Genomic DNA, 22,063 nt, shown 5'->3' with positions numbered 1-22,063 from the left:
TAATCAGTTCATTATACGCGACTATTGAAATTTCTATAAGCTACCACTATTTAATAGTTAACAACTTAAGGTTTTTCTTGTCTGGTTTGCTGCTTTGGCGAACGTGAATTACCTATAAGACGATCCAATTCGAAGAAAGACGACAACGTCTGAAACCCAAAGGAATGTTTATATGTCTAATCCGCTCCTCACTTTTACGGATTTACCTCCGTTTTCCCTTATTAAGCCTGAGCATGTAAAGCCTGCGGTTGAAGCTATCATCGCGGACTGTCGCCGTAAAATCGAAGAAGTATTAGAAGGCAATACAGCACCGAGCTGGAGTAATTTGATCGCGCCAATTGAAGAAGTGGATGATCGCTTAAGCCGTATTTGGTCTCCTGTGAGTCACATGAATTCAGTCGTGAACAGCGATGAGCTGCGCGACGCGTACGAAAGCTGCTTGCCGTTACTTTCTGAATATGGAACTTGGGTTGGTCAACACAAAGGGCTGTTTGAAGCGTATAAAGCGATCAAAGCGAGCGAAGAGTTTGCTTCTCTAAGCCAAGCTCAGAAAAAAACCATTACCGATGCACTGCGTGATTTTGAGTTATCGGGTATCGGGCTACCTGCCGATGAGCAGCACCGTTACGGTGAGATCAGCAAACGCATGTCGGAGTTGGGGTCTCAGTTCTCGAACAACGTGCTGGATGCGACAATGGGTTGGACCAAGCAAATAGCCGATGACGCGGATTTAGCAGGTATGCCTGAATCGGCACTTGCGGCAGCAAAAGCTGCAGCGGAAGCGAAAGAAGTTGAAGGTTACTTACTGACGTTGGATATGCCGTCTTATCTACCTGTGATGACTTACTGTGACAACCAAGCGCTACGTAAAGAGTTGTACGAAGCATATGTAACGCGTGCATCAGATCGTGGCCCAAATGCTGGTCAGTGGGACAACACAGAAATCATTACCGAGCAGCTAAAACTGCGTCATGAAATCGCGCGCATGTTAGGTTTCGGTACCTATAGCGAAAAGTCATTGGCAACGAAAATGGCCGAAACTTCTGATCAAGTTCTGGGTTTCTTGAATGACTTGGCGGTAAAAGCGAAGCCACAAGGTGAGCGTGAAGTTGAAGAATTGCGCCAGTTTGCTGAAAAAGAGTTTGGTGTATCTGAGCTTGAACTGTGGGATATCGCTTACTACAGCGAGAAGCAAAAACAACATCTATTCCAAATTTCGGATGAAGAGCTTCGCCCTTACTTCCCAGAATCAAAAGCGGTAAGTGGACTGTTTGAAGTATTAAACCGTGTGTTTGGTATGACAGTGACAGAGCGCGAAGGCGTTGATACTTGGCATGAGTCGGTACGTTTCTTTGATATCTTCGATGCCGAAGGCACGCTACGTGGTAGCTTCTATCTTGATTTGTACGCTCGTGAACACAAGCGTGGTGGCGCGTGGATGGACGATTGTCGTGGGCGTCGTATTACCGAGTCAGGTGAATTACAAACGCCAGTGGCTTACCTAACGTGTAACTTCAATAAGCCCGTTGGTGATAAACCAGCCCTATTTACTCATGACGAAGTCGTGACGCTATTCCACGAGTTTGGTCACGGTATTCACCATATGCTTACTCAAGTGGACGCAGGCGCGGTATCGGGCATCAATGGTGTGCCATGGGATGCGGTAGAGCTACCAAGCCAATTCCTAGAAAACTGGTGTTGGGAAGAGCAAGCGTTAGCGTTCATTTCAGGCCATTTTGAAACGGGTGAAGCGTTACCAAAAGAGATGCTGGAAAAAATGCTCGCGGCGAAGAACTTCCAATCAGCGATGTTTATTTTGCGTCAGCTTGAATTTGGTCTGTTCGACTTTACGTTGCACGCTGAGTACGACCCTGAAGTGGGGGCTCGTGTACTCGAAACGTTAGCTGCGGTGAAATCTAAAGTGGCGGTACTACCAAGTATTGAATGGAACCGTTTCTCACACAGCTTTGGCCATATTTTCGCTGGTGGTTACAGTGCAGGCTACTACAGCTACTTGTGGGCTGAAGTGCTATCGGCTGATGCATTCTCTGCATTTGAAGAAGAAGGTATTTTTAATACTGAAACGGGCAAACGCTTCTTGAATAACGTTCTTGAAATGGGTGGCAGTGAAGAGCCGATGGAGCTATTCAAACGCTTCCGTGGTCGTGAGCCACAAATCGATGCGATGCTACGCCATGCGGGTATTAAAGCGTAATGATTTAGCCCCCCAAACGATAAAGAGCCTCGATTGAGGCTCTTTTTGTATCTGGTGATTGAAGTTTGATTACGGATTTACGTTGCGATTGATCGGGTTTTGCAGCGAGATTAGGGTCTCGGTGGATTGCACTTCATCGATCGCTTGCAGCTTATCAATCAATACAAATTGCAGTTCTTCGATGGATTTACACATCAGCTTCACGAAGATGTTGTAGGCGCCAGTGGTGTAATAGGCTTCTACCACCTCATCTAATGCGTTGAGCTTTTCAATCGCCGAGTGATAATCACGCGCGGCATTCAAGTTTATACCGATAAAACAGCACACGTCATAGCCCAACTTCTTGGTGTTTACGATCACTTCCGTACCTTGAATGATATCGGCGGACTTCATCTTCTCGATTCGTACGTGGATTGTGGCAGGGCTGACATCAAACAGCTTAGCCATTTCCGCGTAAGGCGTTCGAGCATCTTCCATTAAAGTTTTTAAAATGGCGCGATCTAAGTCGTCCAAACGAGCTTGTGAAGTCGGCATATCCAATCCTTGTAATTGAGCGAAAACTTATAGGATGAAGTACATTTAATACTCAAGGGTGATAATATTAACAGTATCCATGTTGTTAAGGTGAAATCAGTGCGCTTTTCTTTTATTTTTCTCGCGATGTTCTGGAGTGTATTTGCGACAGCAGAGTCAAGAGATGTGCTGGTTGTGCATTCCTATCACCATGGTTTTTTTTGGACCGACCGCTTCCAAAGTGGCTTAGCCAGTCAGCTGAACAGCGAAGAAATTCCTTACCGCGTGGTCTATCTCGATACCAAGCGCACGCAAAATCAAGATTACCTCGATCAGCTTTATCGCCTCTACAAAACCAAGCTTTCTCATGAAAAGTTTAGCGCTATCGTGGTCAGCGATAACAATGCTTTGAATTTAATGCAGCGCTTAGCGCCAGAGCTGGGTGATACGCCAGTGATTTTCGGCGGCATTAATAACTACTCCTCGCGGATGCATCAAGATATTAACGCCACCGGTGTGATTGAAGACATCGATCTACTCAGCAATATTTCGTTGATTCAAAGACTGCAGTCTGGGGTGGAAAAAATTTATGTCGTGTCTGACTTTTCCATTACAGGTGATGCGATTCGCGCGCAAATCGATAAGTTTTTAGTGGCTCACCCTGAATATCAAGACATGGTAAAACACTATGTGCCAGAGTCTTTTGATCAAATGCGTCAAGATGCGAGCAGCATGGAACAGACCAATAGCGTACTGTTCTGGGCGTATTATCGCGATAAGCAAGGCTACATCAGTGATGATCAAGATTGGATTAAATTGAATCAAGAATCGAATGTGCCGATCTACATGGTGCATGACCTTGGGCTTGGCCATGGCGCAGTTGGTGGGGTGATTCAAAGTGGTTTTGTGCAAGGGCGCGAAGCAGGGCGAATGCTTGTGAGAGTACTGTCCCAACCTCAACAGGCGCTACCTAAAGTGAGAGCGGGGTCGCCTGAAATCAAGCTCGATTACCAAATGGTGAAACGTTGGAATTTAGGGGCCGATGGCGAAGCAAGTGCGACCTTCTTTAATAAGCCTCAACCGTTTTTTGTACGCTACCAAACGGAAATCCAAACCTTAAGTAGCGTATTTTTGCTGATGGCGATCATCATTTTAGCGCTGGCGTATTATCTGAAACGTCTTAAGCGTAGCGAAACTACCAGCCGCAAAAACCAACTGCTACTGGAATCGATTTTTGACCAAAGCCTGCAGTACATCGGCATCATTGATCAGCAAGGTAAGCTTGTGTCGAGCAATAGTAAATTGCACGAACTGTTGTATAACCAAGGGTTTCATTTAGACGCTAACCTTTGGCAGCACAAACATTGGGAAGAGAGCGCAGCAAAAACGCTGAATGATTACTTCTCGGGTGGTGAACCTTACAGCACATTGCATTTTGAAGCGGAGATTTGGTGTCGCGATCAAGGCTCATTAATCTTAGAAGTTTCCATTAAACCATTGCCGAATCAAGAACTCGGAATCATTCAGTTTTTATTAGAAGCTCGGGATGTTACGTCGAGAAAGTTTGCGGAAAGTAAGCTGTTTCAGCGTGAATCAAACCTGCGTTTATATTACGACAAACAGCCAGTCATGATGGTGACTCTAGACGCCAATAACCGCATTCAACAGGTTAACCAATTTACTGAACAGCTGTTGGGTTATACCCCGGATGAGTTGTTGGGCCATCGTCCACGTGAGTTCTACGTGGATGAAAATGCATTGATCCCACGTCAGGTGCTGTTGCTACCTCAGCAGACAACCAAAGGAGTGTGGCGACGCGATATCCAGTATCGGCATGCGAGTGGTAAAACTATTTGGGTACGAGAAAATATTCGTCCGCTGACGGACTCAGATCAGTTACTGATTGTTGGCGAAGACATTTCGGAGACTCGCGAGCTTGCCGAGCAGTTAGAATATCAAGCCAGCTATGATTTATTGACCGATACCTATAACCGTAACTATTTCGAGATTGTGCTAGGAAAAGCGCTCAAAGAAGTAGAGACGCACATGCGTACTCACGCCATGCTGTACCTCGATTTAGACCAGCTAAAAGTCCTTAATGATACTGCTGGTCATGAAGCTGGTGACGCCGCGATTTTGTTCTGTGCCGGGCTGTTGGAAGACGTTCTGCCTTACAACGCAATATTAGCGCGTATGGGCGGTGATGAATTTGCTGTGCTACTCAAAGACTGTACCGAGCGCGATGCCATTACAACTTGCCGAAGCATTATCTCGACAATGAGCGAACAAGCCTTCTTGTGGGACGATATTCGATTGCACCTGACGTGTTCGATAGGGATCCGTCTGATTGACCATACCGCGTCGTCAGGGCAAACCGTTCATGCCCAAGCTGATGCCGCGTGCCATGGAGCGAAGGAAGCAGGGCGTAATCGCTACAACCTTTATCATGAAGATGATGAAGCGCAACAGCGCCGTCATTTGGAAATGGAAAGCGTTAATTTAGTCCATGATGCATTGGCGCATGACCGACTAGAACTTTTTGCACAGCGGATCATGAGTTTCGATGAAGCAAGCGAAAAAATGCATTTTGAAATTTTGGTTCGAATCAAAAACAGCAAAGGAGAGTACATTTCTCCAGGCATTTTTATGCCCGCTTCTGAGCGTTATAATATTGCGCATTTGATTGACCGTCAGGTAGTCAGTCAGACGTTGACCTGGTTAGAAGCTCACCCCGACGCCATTGAAGAACTTGGTTTGTGTTCGATTAACTTATCTGGCCACTCGATGGGCAACCGAGAGTTCATTGAATTCTTGCTGGAAAGCTTGGAACAATCGGCAGTGCCTTGCGAAAAATTGTGTCTGGAAATCACTGAAACTGCCGCAATGAGCAATATGAATCAAGCGATTGAATTCTTTACCCAAGTGAAAGAATTAGGCTGCTTAATTGCGCTTGATGATTTTGGTTCGGGTTTATCGTCGTTTGGTTATTTGAAAAAGCTGCCAGTAGATATTGTGAAAATCGATGGTCTGTTTGTGCGTGATATTGATGTCAATGAAATGGACCACGTTATGGTTCGCTCGATCAACGACTTAGCGCAGCAGATGGGTAAGCGCACTGTGGCGGAGTTTGTTGAAAATACCCAGATTATCGACAAGCTACTTGAGCTGGGCGTTACCTATGGGCAAGGCTACATTATTGGTAGGCCAAAACCATTGGCAGAATTAGTGGATGAGTTAATGCTGGAAAAGAGCCTTTAATCCGGTGAGTCACGCATTCTTATTTGTCATTCAATCGGGTACACTGCGACCTCTTTGAATCCTTCACCTTGGCGGAGATCCCCTTGCAGCTTCAACTTATTTGCGAAGACCCTAATCAAACTGAACGCTTAGACGTATTGGCTGAGCGCTGGCATTTAACGCACGATCAAAATAGTGAGTTTGCGTTAGTTTTAACAGAACAAAGATTAGAGCTGCGTAAAGTCGATGAGCCGAAGCTCGGGGCTATTTTCGTGGATTTAGTGGGTGGCGCGGTAGGTCATCGACGTAAGTTTGGTGGCGGTAAAGGCCAAGCCATTGCAAAAGCGGCAGGGTTGAATAAAGGTGCTACACCAACGGTACTCGATGGCACTGCGGGCTTAGGGCGTGATGCTTTTGTACTGGCCTCTCTGGGTTGCAAAGTACAAATGGTGGAGCGTCACCCTGTGGTCGCTGCGCTGTTGGATGACGGGATTGAGCGCGCCAAGCAAGATCCTAGCATTGGCGGTTGGGTTGGTGAGCGAATGAAGCTGCTACACGCTTCTAGCCATGATGCGCTCGACAAATTGGCTCAAGACCCGAACTTCGAACAGCCTGATGTAGTGTATCTCGACCCTATGTACCCACATCCAGAAAACAAAAAGAAATCAGCGTTGGTTAAGAAAGAGATGCGCGTATTCCAATCTTTGGTGGGTGCCGATCTGGATGCCGATGGTTTGCTGCAGCCAGCTTTGGCACTCGCCAGTAAGCGCGTGGTCGTGAAAAGACCAGATTACGCAGCATGGCTTGATCAGCAAAAACCTAGCATGGCTATCGAAACTAAAAAAAATCGTTTTGATGTCTATGTAAAGGCATCAATGACTTAGCAATTTCGTGCTAAAAACTTACTAATAAAGCCTTGCTTAACGCGTATTCTAAAGGTATATCTAACTAAGAATTATTATTATTCTTAGCTGGAGTTGTAGCATGGCTAAACGTTTTTGTAAGTTAAATCGTCGAGATATCAGTGAGCACTTAGGAGAGATCCACAGTTTGGTCACTGAACCTAAATTCGTGTGCCGTTCGTGTGCGCGCTCTTCCGCAGATAAAAATAACTTATGCAAACCTGCTGCAATTCCGCCCGCGAGCTGCCAATCTAAACCGGATGCCGAGAAAGTGGCTTGTGGTTTATTAGCGGAAACTTTGCCAAGCCGTAGTGAGCCTGTGACGCTGAATGTTGTAGCAGCAGAAGCTCCGCAGCCAGTTGCGGCCGAAATGCTGGATAAAAAGTCGCTGAAGAAGGCAAAGAAAGCGCTTAAGAAACAGAAAAAACACGCGAAAGCGTTAGCAAAAGTCGTCAAGAAACAACAAAAGCTGCTTAAAAAGCATCAATCGCTAGAAAAGCAATTTAGCCGACTTAATCAAAGCATGGACAATATTGAAAGTGCGACCTTCTCTGCCGGGCAGGTTCACTAGGCAAAATGTATAAGCCATCAATGACTGCTTTGTTGAAATAAATGGAATACAAAAAAAGAGCGCTTTAATAGCGCTCTTTTTCGTTTCAGTAACTTTTTAAATCCGGGTGATACTTCACCTGGGTTAGCTAGCTTTTTGCAACATCGCTTGTCGGAGTCGCGTTGTTAATGCGCTTTTTCACCCAAGTCTCATTAACCCACAGCGACAGTAGAATAATGCCACCACCGGTAGCGAGTCGCACAAGATCGACATCACGATTCCAAATCAGAATATTGACCACTAGCCCAGCAGGAACCAGTGCGTTGTTCATAACGGCGAGTGCACCAGCATTGACGGTACAAGCCCCTTTATTCCATACAAAGTAGCCGACCCCAGAAGCAATTAAGCCAAGGTACACTAAGATGCCCCACTGTAGGCTGGTGGTCGGTAATTTGTCGATGTTGCCAAGCAGCATGAAAGCCACAGAGGCGACACAGAGTGCACCTAAGTAAAAGTAGCCAAATACGGTATGTTGAGGCAGCTCTACTGACTCTTGTTCCATCACCACTTTGTAGCTGACTTGGCCAATTGCGAAACATAAGTTCGCGCCTTGAACCACTAAGAAACCCACCAAGAAGTTGTCGTTAATGCCCGCAAACTTGATGAACACGGCCCCTAAAACTGCAATCGCGGCGGTTACCAAATACCAAGGTGAGAATTGGCCTTTCAATAGATCGTAAAGCAGTGTGACGTAAATCGGGGTGAAAACAGTGAACAGTAAGACTTCAGGTACGGAGAGGAGTAAAAAAGATTGGTAGTAGAAGCAGTACATTAAACCTAACTGAATACCGCCAATCGCCATCAGTTTGGCAATGAGGGATTTAGGTACGTCGCGGAATTTGAGGAAAGGCAAAAATACTAGGCTAGCTAAGCCCACACGCATCAGAACCGAAAACCATGAATCAACCTGACCCGCGAGATAAACGCCGATCAGGCTAAATGAGAACGCCCATAATAGGGTGACAGCAGCGAGATAACTCATAAATAATAATCATTTCGTGAATGGATACGCCGCAGTTTAACGAAGTTATCGCTATTAGTCCTCCGAATCCTTAAGTGGAATGACCAACATATCAACCGGAGAGGCGTTGATGAGTTGCCTAGTGGAAGAGAGTAATTTGCTCCAGAAATCTTGGTGGTGGCCGCACACGACTAAATCAATATTAAATTCTTTTATAGTGTCACACAGCTCATGGCTGAGATCGCCACTACCAATCAATGTGTGAGTCACTGGGTAGCGCGCATGTTCCGCAAAGTTTTGCAGTTGGATGCGTGAGGCTTCCATAGCTTGATGCTGGGTTTCAGCCATGTTGATGTCAATTAAACCTGTGTAGAGCTCGGCGTAATTGATATCGATATGAATAAAGGAAACCTTGGCCTCGAGTGGTTTGGCGAGGGCTACGGCTTTATCCACCAGAATCTTACTGTCGTCTGATAAATCGACGGCGACTAAAATATGTTGGTAACTCATACGACTATCTCCCTACTTATGAACTTATTATAGGTTAGCACCAGACAATTTCCTTTTTTGACTGAGCGATCGCATATCCATTGGTTTGCGTAACAAAGTGAGGGATGATTGAGCTACGAGATATTGATTAAATAATGATATAGTAGAATAAATTTAAGGCGTAACTAGGAGACTTCAATGCTGTCTAAAACTATGGTTGAACAACTGAATGAGCAAATTAATCTAGAATTTTTCTCATCCAATCTATACTTACAAATGAGTGCTTGGTGTGAAGATAACGGATTTGAAGGTGCAGCCGAGTTTTTACGCGCTCATGCAGTCGAAGAAATGGAGCACATGCAACGCCTGTTTACTTACGTAAGCGAGACGGGTGCAATGCCAATCTTAGGGGCGATTGAAGCGCCTAACCATGACTTTGAAAGCCTAGGTGCGGTATTCCGTGAAACTTACGAACACGAGCAAATGATCACTCAAAGAATCAATAAATTGGCTCATGTTGCTTTCACAAACCAAGATTACTCAACGTTTAACTTCCTGCAATGGTACGTTGCAGAGCAGCACGAAGAAGAAAAGCTGTTTAAAGGTATTTTGGATAAGCTAGAACTTGTTGGTGAAGACGGTAAAGCGTTGTTCTTCATTGATAAAGATTTAGCGCAATTGGCAAAGGAAGGTTCATCTTCAATAATGGAAGCTCCTGCAGTTTAATACTGTGAGAAATTAGCCACTGGTTGTCTTTTTCTCTTGAGCTTCTTGAAGATGTAGGGAGGAAGAGATGATCAGCGGAGACACTATTCTATTTGCACTGATGTTGGTGACGTGTGTTAACTGGGCTCGATATTTAACGGCGCTACGCACACTGATATACATTATGCGTGAAGCTCACCCATTGCTTTATCAACAAGTTGATGGTGGTGGCTTTTTCACTACGCATGGCAATGTGACCAAGCAAGTTCGTCTTTTCCATTACATTAAAAGTAAAGAGTATCATCATCATCACGATACCGTGTTTACTTCCAAATGTGATCGAGTCCGAGAGCTATTCATTTTGTCTATGTCGTTGCTGGGCGTTACCTTGTTGGCAGCCTTTATCGTGTAGAAATGCACGCTAGGCTTGCTTGATTAGGTTGAGCGATTGTTCATCAATTGCATTGTGTGATTTTGCCGTTAGAATAGCGACAAATTAGTAAGGATGTGCTGTTTTGCACATCCTTTTTTATTGGCTGAAGTCAAACGACAGGACATCATTTGACCGAGCGAGAAAGGTATTGGTAAGCAGACTGCTATGAGTGAAAAATTTGATGTAATCGTGATTGGTGCTGGTGCCGCAGGCTTAATGTGTGCTGCGGAAGCTGGAAAGCGAGGTCGACGTGTATTGGTTGTTGATCATGCGAAAAAGCCGGGACGTAAAATTCTTATCTCTGGTGGCGGCCGTTGTAACTTCACAAACTACGATGTGAGTGCGAATAACTTCCTCTGCAACAACCCCCACTTCGTGAAATCTGCTTTGTCTCAGTATACCAACTGGGACTTCATTTCAATGATTAGCAAACATGAAATCGAATTTGAAGAGCGCGATCACGGGCAACTGTTTTGCGTGAATGATCATACCGCTAAAGACATTGTGAAGATGCTGCTTAGTGAATGTGACATGCCCAATATCTCGCAGCGTTACCAGTGTGATGTACACTCGATCGAGAAAACAGATACCGGGTTTACCTTGCATGCCAATACCGATGTACTGGAATGTGAATCGTTAGTCGTGGCGACAGGCGGTTTATCAATGCCAAAGCTTGGTGCAACCCCATTTGGCTATAAAATCGCTGAACAGTTCGACCTTCCAGTGCTCCCGACTACAGCAGGTTTAGTTCCGTTTACGCTGCATAAACAAGACAAAGAAGACTTTTCAGAGCTGTCTGGTATCGCGATTCCGGCCGAAATTACAGCGCAAGATGGCACATTGTTCAAAGAAGCCTTGCTGTTTACCCATCGCGGTTTATCTGGCCCTTCAGTCTTACAAATCTCGTCATTCTGGAAAGCAGGACAAGCGGTATCCATCAATTTAGTTCCAGAAGCGGATGTGGCTGAGTTACTGGAGCGTTCACGTGAAAAACACCCAAATCAGAGTTTGAAAAATACTTTAGCGAAAGTATTACCGAAGCGTTTGGTTGAAGTGTTGGTTGAGCGTAAAGAGCTCGATGATAAACCGTTAAAGCAGTTCAATGAAAAGCAGTTAGCCGCCATTGTGGAGCATCTAGAAAACTGGAAAATTGCTCCGAACGGCACTGAAGGCTATCGCACGGCAGAAGTGACGCTAGGCGGCGTAGACACGGATTACCTTTCTTCTAAAACCATGGAATGTAAAAAGGTGTCTGGCCTATATTTCATTGGTGAAGTGATGGACGTAACTGGTTGGTTAGGCGGGTATAATTTCCAATGGTGCTGGTCGAGCGGCTACGTTGCAGGTCAGTGGGTGTAAGGTATCTCCTCCCGTAAGTAATTCGATTATTGCTCACTCTAAAGCGACGAAACTGTTCTATATTAAGAAGGGTAGCGTGCGAAAGGAGTGAGCCAATGAGCCAGCAAGCTTTGATATCCCGTCTCAATGAACTTCCCCGCATTGAGAGCATTCTTCAAGAATTGCTTGAAATGGTGAACCGAGAAAACGTCGATTTCGGCGAATTATCAAAAAAAATGTCGATGGAACAGGTACTGAGTGCTCGTATCTTACGCATGGCAAACTCAGCGCATTTTGGTGGAAACAAACCTGTTTCGACCATTAACGATGCCATCATACGGGTCGGAAGTGGCGCGGTTCGAACTTTAGTTTCCTCTTCTATTCTTTCTAGTGCTTTCCCAAAAATTGAAACCCTTAATGTTAAAGACTATTGGTCGAATACCTTTGAGATTTCGATGATCGCCAGCAAACTCGCAGGACAAATCGGCTTAGATCCGAATGAAGTGTTTACGACTGGGGTTTTGCATAACATCGGCGAATTGATGATCCATTCATTGGTGCCAGAGCAAGCGGTTGAGATCGCTGCTCGAGTCGAAGCGGGTGAAAGTGCTTTAGCAGTGCAAAGAGAAGTTTTGCAAACCGATGCGCCTGAATTGGGTTCACGCTTAGCTCAGGCTTGGAAATTCCCACCAGAAATGGCAGATGCTATCGCCAATGTGAACCGTCCCGGTAAGGCGCGTGTCTCGAAAAAACTGGCGTGTTTGATGTACTTATCGCGCGAAATACACAACCGTTGGGACTCGATGTTGGATGAAAGCGAAAAGCTCGAATTTTTGCATAGCCATCCGGCGGCAAAAGCGCTGAGTATTCCAGATGAGATGATTGCGGTAATTGATGGGGTTAGAGGCCAAGGCAGTGAGCTAGCCTATGAGTTATTCTCAGATTAAGTCGATTGAATAAGTAAAAAGGCTAGCGAATGCTAGCCTTTTTCGTTGGGGCGCCTGCAACAATTAAACGTTAAGACTTGTCGCTGGCTAATGATTTGTTTTTTGAAAACTTCACTTGTTGAATCACTAACCCCGCAATGATCAGCACTAACCCGATGAGAGTGGTTGGGTGAATCTCTTCGCCTATAATGGTGGCCAGCAACATTAACGAGATAAACGGTGAAGCAAAAATAAGGTTGCTGATACGCGCGGTGTTGTTGGTCGATTTTAATGCGCTTAGCCACAGTACGAAAGTAATCCCCATTTCAAATAAACCCACGTAAGTGACAGCGAGCCAGCCTTTAGTACTAATCTGGCTCCAGCTTTCGCCCTCATAGATGCTAAGGCCAATTGCAAATGGCAAGGCGACCAAAAAGCCAAGTAATACCCCGATGACCGGGTCGGCTTTATTTTTGGTATTGAGGATCCAGTACCCAGCCCATAATAAGGTCGAGAGCAACGCTAACCCTACCCCGAGCGGGCTATCAAACTGCATCCCAAGCACATTCCCTTTGGTCGCAATAACCACTACCCCTAAATAGCTGAATGCGCAGGCTACCCAGTCTTGTTTGCGGATTTTCTGCCCAAGAAATACCGCCGCCATTAGTGTTAAGGTGATGGCCCAGCTGTAGTTGATAGCTTGCGCTTGAGAAGCGGGTAATAAGTCGTACGCTTTGAATAAAATCAGGTAGTAAGCCAGTGGGTTTATCAACCCAAGCAATAAGTAATACCAAGGGTTAGATAAAAAGGTGGTGCTGAGCTGCGATAGTTTACCTTGTACGAAACAGATAATAATTAAAGCGATAGAAGATACGACGCTAGCGATCGTCAGCATTTGGATCGGTGAAAACTCAGCGAGGGTCAGCTTGAATGCGGTAGCCACGGTGGACCACAATAAGACAGCGGAGAGACCAAAGCCTAAAGCGCGACGTTCGTTCATAACAACTCAATATAGGTTAGTGAATAGGGTACGGAGCGCCTAGTCTATCTGGCGAAATTAGATACGACAAACTGGACATTTATCCAGTATCAAAATACCATTCTAGTAAGCATTTCTAATTAGGCTAAATCATTATCATGCAATGGATTCTTGAACATCAAACCACTCTACTTGCGGCTCTTGCCAGTTCGGTGACCTGTGGGCTAGCGGTTGGTTGGTGGGTGAAACAGAAAATGTCATTCCAACAGCAGTTGTTAGAGCAACAAATTGATTCTAGTCAGCAGTTATTTGATTCCAAAAGTACGCAGCTCCAACAGTCGCTTGCGCAAGCGCAGCAAGAGTTGGATGAACTTGATGGCGAGCGTGATAAAGCTGCGTATGAGCTCAAGCAAGCTCACGGAAAAGTAATGGCTGCGATGGAAAAGCTGCGTTATTTTGAAGCCGTTAAGCAAGAGCGTCAGCAATACGCAGATGAGATCAATCACCTAAAAGATCATAAAGCGGAATTGGAAGCAGAACTGCGTGAACAAGAAGCCCGCCACGATCAAGAAAACCTCGCCAATAGCGAAAAACTGCAACTCTTAGAGCAGGCGGAAAGTCGTTTAAAGCAGCAATTTGAACACCTTGCGAACCAGTTATTTGAAACCAAAACCGCCAAAGTCGATCAGCAAAACAAACAAAGCCTTGAAGGGCTACTGTCGCCTTTAAAAGAACAGTTGGAAGGTTTTAAGAAGCAAGTGAATGATAGCTTCAGCCAAGAAGCGAAAGAAAGACATACTCTGGTACATGAGCTGAAGAACCTACAGCGATTAAACGAAAACATGACCCGTGAAGCGGTTAATCTGACGCAAGCATTGAAAGGCGATAATAAGCAGCAAGGTAATTGGGGGGAAGTGGTGCTCGCACGAGTATTAGCTGATTCCGGCTTGCGAGAAGGACATGAATACCAAACTCAGGTGAATTTGCAGAACGAAGCGGGCAAGCGTTACCAGCCAGATGTGATTGTTCACTTACCTCAAGATAAGCAAGTCGTGGTCGATTCTAAAATGGCCTTGGTCGCATACGAACGTTACTTCAATGCAGAAAGCGATCAACAGCGAGATAGCGCTTTACGTGATCACTTATTGGCTTTGCGTGCGCACATTAAAGGGTTAAGTCAGAAGGATTATCATCAATTGAAAGGGATCCAAAGTTTGGATTACGTATTGATGTTTGTACCCGTGGAACCCGCATTCCAAGTCGCGATTCAGGCTGACCCTAGTTTGGTTAAAGATGCGATGGAACATAATATTATTTTGGTGAGCCCAACGACCTTGCTGGTGGCATTGAGAACGATAGATAATTTGTGGCGAAATGAACGTCAAAGCCAAAACGCCAAAGTGATCGCAGAGCGTGCCAGTAAGCTTTACGACAAACTGCGTTTGTTTGTGGATGACATGGAAGGACTCGGCGGGGCGTTAGATAAAGCCAATCAGAGCTATCAAGGTGCCATGAATAAATTAGCTACGGGGCGTGGCAATGTGATTCGCCAAGCAGAAAGCTTTAAATCACTTGGGGTTGAGGTGAAAAAGCCGATTTCAGTCGCGCTTACCGATCTTGCACAAAGTGAAAGTTTGGCTGAAGAAAGTAAGGCGGCGGTATCCCCGCTCGATCATCGTTTAAGTAAAATCGCGAATTTGAACTCGTCACAGGAAGAGTCCTAACTGGGATTTTATTTATCTAACAAAGACAACCTGCTGAGGATAAAGTAAACTACTCGCTTGCAGCGCCCTTGATGTTAATTTGCGCTGTTGATGAGGACTTACCATGGTAGACAACAGCATGACGGACACAAGCGTGCAATCAAATTCAGCATTAGAATCAGAAACCACTCACTTTGGTTTTGAAACGGTCGCGAAAGATGAAAAAGTCGCGAAAGTCGCAGAGGTCTTTCACTCTGTAGCAGCGAAATACGACATCATGAACGATTTGATGTCTGGTGGTGTTCACCGTTTGTGGAAGCGCTTCACTATTGATTGCAGTGGCGTTCGCCCTGGTCAACGTATTCTTGATTTAGGTGGTGGTACTGGTGACTTAACCGCTAAATTCTCACGTATTGTCGGCGAAACGGGCCATGTGGTATTGGCAGACATCAATAACTCAATGTTGAATGTTGGTCGTGACAAATTGCGCGACAGTGGCATCGTTGGTAACGTTCACTACGTTCAAGCGAACGCAGAAGAACTGCCATTCCCAGACAATTACTTCGATGCCATTACGATCAGCTTCTGTTTACGTAACGTGACGGATAAAGATAAAGCGCTTCGTTCAATGTACCGCGTATTAAAGCCAGGTGGCCGCTTATTGGTTCTAGAGTTTTCTAAGCCAGTGTTAGAGCCTCTATCAAAAGTGTACGACGCGTACTCTTTCCACCTATTGCCGAAAATGGGTGAGCTTATTGCAAACGATGCAGACAGCTACCGCTACTTAGCAGAATCGATTCGCATGCACCCAGATCAAGAAACATTGGAAGGCATGATGCAAAGCGCAGGCTTTGAAAATACTAAGTACTTCAACTTAACGGGCGGCATTGTTGCGCTGCACCGTGGTTACAAGTTTTAAGTTGTTACCGATACGTTGTTATCACGCTTGTAGGAATTAATTAAGGACTGACATGCCATTCGATCCATTGGTGACCGCGGTAATCGAAACCTCTCTTAATACACTAGTAAACGACGACCCTGATTTGGGGCGTCGTTTATCTCGTTTAAAAGGGCAGGTTATTCAAGTAAACCTGAAAGAGTTAAACAAGACACTGACGTTCGTTTTTAGCCAGCAGATTGATGTACTGGCTGAATATGAAGGGCAACCTGATTGCTACTTATCTTTGAACCTATCGGTATTGCCTGAACTGCGTGAGCAATCCAATATCACTCAGCTGATCAAGCAAGATAAGCTGGTGTTGGAAGGCGATATTCAACTGGCACAGAAGTTTGCTCAGTTAATGACAGACTGTAAGCCAGATATCGAAGAGTGGTTGTCGCGCGTAACCGGCGATGTGGTTGCTCATACAGTGGTACAAGGCATCAAAAATGTCGGTGGCTTTGTCGCAAAACAAGCAGGCAAGCATCAAAATCATTTAGCTCAGGTATTAACGGAAGAGTGGAAAGTAGCTCCTGCACCACTTGAAGTCGCCTACTTCTGTGATCAAGTCGATGATGTAAAAAGTGCCACTGCACGTTTGGAAGCAAAGCTTGATGCATTGCTGGAGAAAGCATGACTCCTGCAGAAATAAAGCGTCTTTACCATATCGTTAAAGTTCAGCTTGAATACGGCCTCGATGAGTTGATGCCGGTTCACCAGTTGACCAAAGCGCCGTTATTGGCGCGTAAATCTCTGTTTTGGATTAAAAACCAACACCCAGAAAAGGAGTTGGGACACCGTCTTCGTTTGGCATTACAAGAACTGGGCCCTGTATGGATCAAGTTTGGCCAAATGATGTCGACGCGTCGAGACTTATTCCCTCCGCATATCGCAGATCAGCTTGCATTGTTGCAAGATCAAGTCGCGCCTTTTGATGGCGCCTTGGCTAAAGAGCAGATGGAGCTGGCGCTTGGCGATACGCTTGATACTTGGTTTACTGATTTTGATATCGAACCACTAGCGTCTGCATCAATTGCTCAGGTACATACTGCAAAGCTAAAAGATAGCGGTCGTGAAATCGTTTTGAAGGTTATTCGACCAGATATTCGCCCAGTCATTGATGCAGATCTAAAACTCATGTACCGAATGGCGCGTATAGTCGCCAAAGCACTTCCTGAAGCACGTCGTTTGAAACCGGTTGAAGTAGTACGTGAGTACGAAAAAACCTTACTTGATGAGTTGGACTTACGCCGTGAGGCTGCAAATGCGATTCAACTGCGCCGAAACTTCGAAGGTAGCGAAGAATTATATGTTCCTGAAGTAATTCCTGACTTGAGTAATGAAACTGTCATGGTTTCTGAGCGAATATACGGCATCCAAGTGTCTGACATTCCAATGTTGGAAGCGAACGGCACGAATATGAAGCTTTTGGCAGAACGTGGCGTCAGCGTTTTCTTCACTCAAGTGTTCCGCGACAGCTTTTTCCATGCAGATATGCATCCGGGAAATGTGTTCGTTAACCCGGAAAACCCAGACAATCCACAGTGGATCGGTTTGGATTGCGGCATAGTAGGCACGCTGAACAGTGAAGATAAGCGCTATTTGGCCGAGAATTTATTGGCATTCTTTAATCGAGATTACCGTAAAGTTGCCGAGTTGCATGTCGATTCAGGGTGGGTACCGCACGACACTAACGTGGACGATTTTGAGTTCGCTATTCGCATTGTTTGCGAACCGATTTTTGCCAAGCCACTTGGTGAGATCTCATTTGGTCACGTATTGCTAAACTTATTCAATACGGCGCGTCGTTTTAATATGGAAGTTCAGCCACAGCTGGTCTTGCTACAAAAAACTTTGCTGTACATTGAAGGGTTAGGGCGTCAGCTATATCCACAATTGGATTTGTGGGAAACCGCTAAGCCATTTTTAGAAAGATGGATGATGGAGCAAGTTGGCCCGCAAGCGGTGATCAATGCAGTAAAAGAGCGTGCCCCATTTTGGGCGGAAAAACTGCCTGAACTGCCGGAGCTTTTATACGATAGCTTACGTCAAGGTAAAGCGATGAACCAAAGAATGGATCAGCTTTATCAAGGTTATCGAGACAGCAAACGTCAACAAGCAACTGGAAAGTTTTTGTTTGGTGTTGGAGCCACTTTAGTCGTATGCTCCGCAATATTAGTTTCAAGCCCTTATGAGCAACTGAGTATGGGCTGTGGCATCGCAGGTGTCACATTTTGGTTGCTAAGTTGGCGAGCTTACCGTCGTTAAGCGGTAGACTCTCTTAAAATAATTTTTGTGTAGATAGACCCGAGGTAAATAGAATGGGTGGTATTAGTATTTGGCAACTTCTGATCATCGCTGTAATCGTGATCTTACTGTTCGGAACTAAGAAATTACGCGGCATGGGCGGCGACTTAGGTTCTGCGGTTAAAGGCTTCAAAAAAGCAATGAGCGATGAAGATAAGCCTGCAGATAAGAAAGACGCAGACTTCGAACCAAAGAACATTGAGCAACAGCAGAAAACAGACGCTACTGCTGAAACTAAGAAAGACAAAGAGCAGGCGTAAGTCGTGTTTGATATCGGTTTTTGGGAACTGGTATTAATATCTGTCGTCGGGTTAGTCGTTCTAGGGCCTGAGCGTTTACCAGTTGCAATTCGTAGTGTGTCCAAGTTTATTGGACAGGCGAAAAGCATGGCGAACAATGTGAAAGATGAACTTTCACATGAGCTAAAAGTGCAAGAGCTACAAGAAAACCTGCGCAAGGCGGAGCAAATGGGGATGGAAGATTTATCTCCAGATCTTAAAGCTTCGGTCGATGAACTCAAGCAGGCTGCTGCGCAAGTTCAACGTCCGTATGCTAAGCCTGAATCTGATCAACCAAGTGACACGACAAGCAGTGTTGCCGATACTAATCACGAGAGTATTCCTGTGAACGGTGGTGAATCAGTGACGCCAGATAAGAAAGCCGAATAGTCTCGCAAGGAGGAGCCGCTGGATACTTGTATAAATAGTATTGAGGTGGCTCCTTTTCGATCTTCCTGTTTAAGAGGTTTGACATGTCTTCGACTGAGCAGACACAGCCTTTAATCACCCACTTATTAGAATTACGAAACCGACTTTTACGTGCCATCGTGGCGGTGTTGGTTGTGTTCTTAGGGCTGATTTATTTTGCTAACGACATTTATGAGTTTGTATCCGCACCTTTGGTAGATCGTCTGCCAGAAGGGGCGACGATGATCGCTACAGATGTCGCATCACCATTCTTTACTCCACTGAAGTTGACTTTAATCGCATCGATTTTTGTCGCGGTCCCATTTATTTTGTATCAAGTTTGGGCATTTGTTGCACCTGGCTTATACAAACATGAAAAACGCTTGATCATGCCATTGATGGCATCGAGCTCGTTGCTATTTTACTGTGGAGTGGCGTTTGCTTACTTTGTGGTATTTCCGCTAGTGTTTGGCTTCTTCACTGCTATTTCATTAGGGCAAGTGGAGTTTGCAACGGACATATCTAGCTATTTGGATTTTGTACTCGCGCTTTTTTTGGCGTTTGGTATTGCCTTTGAAGTGCCTGTAGCCATCATCTTGTTGTGTTGGACTGGAGCGACCACGCCAAAAAGCTTAGGAGAAAAGCGCCCATACATTGTGGTTGGGGCCTTCATTATCGGCATGATGCTGACACCACCCGATATGATTTCTCAAACCTTACTTGCGATTCCAATGTGTTTGCTATTTGAAGTTGGTTTATTCTTCGCTCGCTTCTATGTGAAGAAGCCTAGTGATGAAGAGCAAGAAGAGGCGTAGGTTTTTAATACGTAGGATATAAAAAACGGTTGGCTTAGTAGGCCAACCGTTTTTTATTTGTTGCTAGCGGATTTTTAGTTTTTTTCCGCACACAGCGCAAATATAAAGCTCTTTTATTCCGACGATTTTATGCCAAAGTTTTCTATGATGACGCTGTAAGTGAATAGTGTGTTCACACATATACGGCTCACTTTTATTTGTAATTTATTGTAAGCGCGTATATTAAACGAGATTTATATAATCCTCAAGGTATAACCATAAAGTGGTATGTGGGATTATGTTTTATATATCAAATAATTGATATGCATTCCTTGTGGTGATGGAATCTATCTCTGCCACACTGGTTTCTCTTAGATCTGCGACTCGTTGAGCGACAAGTTGGGTGTAGGCGGGTTCATTGCGCTTACCGCGGTGGGGTGCAGGCGCGAGGTACGGGCAGTCTGTTTCTAAAATTACGTAATCCATATCAAGATGTGGGATTACTTTGTCCATGCCACCGTTTTTGAATGTGGATACTCCGCCTAACCCTAAGTGAAAGCCCAAATCGTTGATTGCTCGTGCCTCTTCTACGCTACCACCGAAGCAGTGGAATACACCACGCAAAGACCCGTCTTGTTCTTGGCGAAGTAGCGTTAGGGTTTCTTCTATTGAATCTCGAGTGTGGATAACAACCGGTAAATTGAGCTCTTTCGCCCAGTTAAGCTGAGTGATAAATGCCATTTCTTGTTCAGCTTTAAAGGTTTTATCCCAGTACAGGTCAATACCAATTTCACCGACCGCAATAAAGTTATGCTTTTCAAACCAAGCTCGCACTGTCGCTAGGTTTTGCTCTACATTCTTGTCAACGTAGCAAGGATGTAGTCCCATCATTGAACGACATACTTCTGGGAATTGAGCCTCTGTTTTTAACATTGGTTCAATCGATTCTAAATCGATATTTGGAAGTAAAATCTTGTCGATACCTTGAGCCAGTGCTCGCTGTACGACCTCTTCTCTGTCGTTATCAAATTCGCTGGCATAGATATGCGCGTGAGTGTCAATCATGGTTTTGTCCTGAACAACTTTGGTTGAGCTGAGTATACGGCAGTGTGAGGAGAAGGTCATTTTTTGTAAATAGTGACCTTTTTGGACATGGATTTTCTCTTTACTGCTAGCGTCTTAGATAATGAGTGATATGCTTTTGCCAAGTATTTATTAGTCAGTATTAACATTGGGCAAGGAGAATCTCGTGTCTGTTTCAATTCAAGGTCAATTCCCAGGGCGACGTATGCGTCGTATGCGTAAACACGACTTTAGCCGTCGATTGATGGCAGAAAACCAGTTGTCGGTGAACGATCTTATTTACCCAATGTTCATATTGATGGGTAAAGATCGCCGCGAAACAGTGGAATCTATGCCAGGCATTGAGCGCCTTTCTATCGATTTGATGTTGGAAGAAGCGTTGTATTTGGCTAACTTGGGTGTGCCTGCTATTGCTCTATTTCCAGTGGTTAACCAAGATGCGAAGAGCTTATGTGCGACGGAAGCGTATAATCCTGAAGGCTTGGTTCAACGTGCGGTACGTTCACTGAAAGAACATATCCCACAAATGGGCGTGATTACGGATGTGGCACTAGACCCATTCACCACGCATGGCCAAGACGGCATCATCGATGAAGATGGTTACGTGCAAAACGATGAGACAACTGAAGTACTAATCAAGCAGGCTTTATCGCATGCTGAAGCCGGTGCCGATGTTGTAGCACCATCTGACATGATGGATGGTCGTATTGGTAAGATTCGTGAAGCGCTAGAAGAAGCTGGTCACGTACATACTCAGATCATGGCGTACTCTGCTAAGTATGCATCTTGCTATTATGGACCGTTCCGTGATGCAGTCGGCAGTGCTTCCAACCTTAAAGGTGGTGATAAGAAAAACTACCAAATGGATCCGGCTAACAGTGATGAAGCGATTCATGAAGTCGCGATGGACATCAATGAAGGCGCTGATATGGTAATGGTTAAGCCAGGTATGCCTTACTTAGACATTGTGCGCCGTGTTAAGCATGAACTGCAAGTGCCGACTTTTGCTTATCAAGTATCCGGTGAATATGCGATGCATAAAGCTGCGATTCAAAATGGCTGGTTGAAGGAACGTGAAACCGTTCTAGAGTCTCTACTATGCTTCAAGCGTGCTGGTGCAGATGGTATTTTGACGTACTTCGCGAAAGATGTTGCAGAGTGGCTAGCAGAAGATAACGCTCGTGCAGCTGAGCATTTAGTGGATACAGAGTAACCCACTTAGCATTTGATATATTTAAGGGC

The 22,063-nt window shown here is 45.1% G+C and carries 21 protein-coding genes; 16 read left to right on the top strand and 5 right to left on the bottom strand.

The annotated features are described in order from the left end of the window. The first annotated feature begins 172 nt into the window (after nt 1-172). Nucleotides 173-2,215, top strand: coding sequence for an oligopeptidase A (prlC, locus tag ELZ11_RS18580; protein ID WP_137358873.1), 2,043 nt, complete (start codon nt 173-175; stop codon nt 2,213-2,215). Between the two features lie 69 nt (nt 2,216-2,284). On the opposite strand, the gene asnC is transcribed toward prlC, so the two are convergent. Beyond that, nucleotides 2,285-2,749, bottom strand: a complete 465-nt coding sequence (gene asnC / locus ELZ11_RS18575) for a transcriptional regulator AsnC (RefSeq protein ID WP_137358872.1) — start codon at nt 2,747-2,749, stop codon at nt 2,285-2,287. Nucleotides 2,750-2,875: 126 nt separating this feature from the next. Here asnC and ELZ11_RS18570 point away from each other — a divergent pair, with 126 nt between their 5' ends. From ELZ11_RS18570 to ELZ11_RS18560, 3 genes are all read left to right on the top strand, one after another. Further along, nucleotides 2,876-5,986 carry an EAL domain-containing protein gene (locus tag ELZ11_RS18570; protein ID WP_137358899.1) on the top strand — a complete coding sequence of 1,037 codons (3,111 nt, stop codon included), beginning with the start codon at nt 2,876-2,878 and terminating at the stop codon, nt 5,984-5,986. 83 nt (nt 5,987-6,069) lie between these two features. Further along, nucleotides 6,070-6,849: a class I SAM-dependent methyltransferase gene (locus tag ELZ11_RS18565; protein WP_137358871.1), complete on the top strand. Its 780-nt coding sequence runs from the start codon at nt 6,070-6,072 to the stop codon at nt 6,847-6,849. A 100-nt stretch (nt 6,850-6,949) separates the two neighbouring features. Further along, the gene (locus ELZ11_RS18560) at nt 6,950-7,438 is read left to right on the top strand and encodes a hypothetical protein (protein ID WP_137358870.1); all 489 of its coding nucleotides are present in this window, start codon (nt 6,950-6,952) and stop codon (nt 7,436-7,438) included. A gap of 127 nt (nt 7,439-7,565) precedes the next feature. Here the strand turns inward: ELZ11_RS18560 and ELZ11_RS18555 are convergent, their stop codons facing one another. Continuing rightward, nucleotides 7,566-8,459: a carboxylate/amino acid/amine transporter gene (locus tag ELZ11_RS18555; protein ID WP_137358869.1), complete on the bottom strand. Its 894-nt coding sequence runs from the start codon at nt 8,457-8,459 to the stop codon at nt 7,566-7,568. A 54-nt stretch (nt 8,460-8,513) separates the two neighbouring features. Next, nucleotides 8,514-8,948 carry a universal stress protein UspA gene (gene uspA, locus ELZ11_RS18550; protein ID WP_137358868.1) on the bottom strand — a complete coding sequence of 145 codons (435 nt, stop codon included), beginning with the start codon at nt 8,946-8,948 and terminating at the stop codon, nt 8,514-8,516. A 177-nt stretch (nt 8,949-9,125) separates the two neighbouring features. On the opposite strand from uspA, the gene ftnA reads away from it, so the two are divergent. The 4 genes from ftnA to ELZ11_RS18530 all read left to right on the top strand — a co-directional run bounded on the left by ftnA (nt 9,126) and on the right by ELZ11_RS18530 (nt 12,350). Further along, nucleotides 9,126-9,653 (top strand): non-heme ferritin, encoded by a 528-nt coding sequence (gene ftnA, locus ELZ11_RS18545; RefSeq protein ID WP_137358867.1) that lies wholly within the window; start codon nt 9,126-9,128, stop codon nt 9,651-9,653. Between the two features lie 67 nt (nt 9,654-9,720). Next, complete coding sequence (gene uspB / locus ELZ11_RS18540; protein WP_137358866.1) at nt 9,721-10,044, top strand: universal stress protein UspB; 324 nt, start codon at nt 9,721-9,723, stop codon at nt 10,042-10,044. A gap of 186 nt (nt 10,045-10,230) precedes the next feature. Further along, nucleotides 10,231-11,424 carry a BaiN/RdsA family NAD(P)/FAD-dependent oxidoreductase gene (locus tag ELZ11_RS18535; RefSeq protein WP_137358865.1) on the top strand — a complete coding sequence of 398 codons (1,194 nt, stop codon included), beginning with the start codon at nt 10,231-10,233 and terminating at the stop codon, nt 11,422-11,424. A 95-nt stretch (nt 11,425-11,519) separates the two neighbouring features. Then, on the top strand, nt 11,520-12,350 hold the full coding sequence (locus ELZ11_RS18530) for an HDOD domain-containing protein (protein WP_137358864.1): 831 nt from the start codon (nt 11,520-11,522) through the stop codon (nt 12,348-12,350). A gap of 70 nt (nt 12,351-12,420) precedes the next feature. Here the strand turns inward: ELZ11_RS18530 and ELZ11_RS18525 are convergent, their stop codons facing one another. Continuing rightward, nucleotides 12,421-13,329: a DMT family transporter gene (locus tag ELZ11_RS18525; RefSeq protein WP_137358863.1), complete on the bottom strand. Its 909-nt coding sequence runs from the start codon at nt 13,327-13,329 to the stop codon at nt 12,421-12,423. A 137-nt stretch (nt 13,330-13,466) separates the two neighbouring features. Here ELZ11_RS18525 and rmuC point away from each other — a divergent pair, with 137 nt between their 5' ends. From rmuC to tatC, 7 genes are all read left to right on the top strand, one after another. Next, the gene (gene rmuC / locus ELZ11_RS18520) at nt 13,467-15,032 is read left to right on the top strand and encodes a DNA recombination protein RmuC (protein ID WP_137358862.1); all 1,566 of its coding nucleotides are present in this window, start codon (nt 13,467-13,469) and stop codon (nt 15,030-15,032) included. Between the two features lie 118 nt (nt 15,033-15,150). After that, nucleotides 15,151-15,930 carry a bifunctional demethylmenaquinone methyltransferase/2-methoxy-6-polyprenyl-1,4-benzoquinol methylase UbiE gene (gene ubiE, locus ELZ11_RS18515; RefSeq protein WP_137358898.1) on the top strand — a complete coding sequence of 260 codons (780 nt, stop codon included), beginning with the start codon at nt 15,151-15,153 and terminating at the stop codon, nt 15,928-15,930. 52 nt (nt 15,931-15,982) lie between these two features. Further along, a complete protein-coding gene (locus tag ELZ11_RS18510) occupies nt 15,983-16,588 on the top strand; it encodes a ubiquinone biosynthesis accessory factor UbiJ (protein ID WP_137358861.1) in 606 nt (201 codons plus the stop codon). Continuing rightward, nucleotides 16,585-18,219 (top strand): ubiquinone biosynthesis regulatory protein kinase UbiB, encoded by a 1,635-nt coding sequence (gene ubiB, locus ELZ11_RS18505; protein WP_137358860.1) that lies wholly within the window; start codon nt 16,585-16,587, stop codon nt 18,217-18,219. Before ELZ11_RS18510 ends, ubiB begins: the two co-directional genes overlap by 4 nt. Nucleotides 18,220-18,272: 53 nt before the next feature. Next, nucleotides 18,273-18,518, top strand: a complete 246-nt coding sequence (tatA, locus tag ELZ11_RS18500) for a Sec-independent protein translocase subunit TatA (protein ID WP_137358859.1) — start codon at nt 18,273-18,275, stop codon at nt 18,516-18,518. A gap of 3 nt (nt 18,519-18,521) precedes the next feature. Beyond that, nucleotides 18,522-18,926: a Sec-independent protein translocase protein TatB gene (gene tatB, locus ELZ11_RS18495; RefSeq protein WP_137358858.1), complete on the top strand. Its 405-nt coding sequence runs from the start codon at nt 18,522-18,524 to the stop codon at nt 18,924-18,926. A gap of 83 nt (nt 18,927-19,009) precedes the next feature. Beyond that, nucleotides 19,010-19,759: a twin-arginine translocase subunit TatC gene (gene tatC, locus ELZ11_RS18490; protein WP_137358857.1), complete on the top strand. Its 750-nt coding sequence runs from the start codon at nt 19,010-19,012 to the stop codon at nt 19,757-19,759. Nucleotides 19,760-20,041: 282 nt separating this feature from the next. Here tatC and ELZ11_RS18485 read toward each other — a convergent pair whose 3' ends face one another. Next, the gene (locus tag ELZ11_RS18485; protein ID WP_137358856.1) at nt 20,042-20,803 is read right to left on the bottom strand and encodes a TatD family hydrolase; all 762 of its coding nucleotides are present in this window, start codon (nt 20,801-20,803) and stop codon (nt 20,042-20,044) included. Nucleotides 20,804-20,987: 184 nt separating this feature from the next. On the opposite strand from ELZ11_RS18485, the gene hemB reads away from it, so the two are divergent. Then, a complete protein-coding gene (gene hemB / locus ELZ11_RS18480; RefSeq protein WP_137358855.1) occupies nt 20,988-22,034 on the top strand; it encodes a porphobilinogen synthase in 1,047 nt (348 codons plus the stop codon). The last annotated feature ends 29 nt before the right edge of the window (nt 22,035-22,063 follow it).

Source organism: Vibrio profundi (assembly GCF_005281835.1).
Classification (GTDB): Bacteria; Pseudomonadota; Gammaproteobacteria; order Enterobacterales; family Vibrionaceae; genus Vibrio; species Vibrio profundi.
Note: the sequence above shows the minus strand (reverse complement) of the source record. Positions and strands in the feature narration are given on the sequence as shown.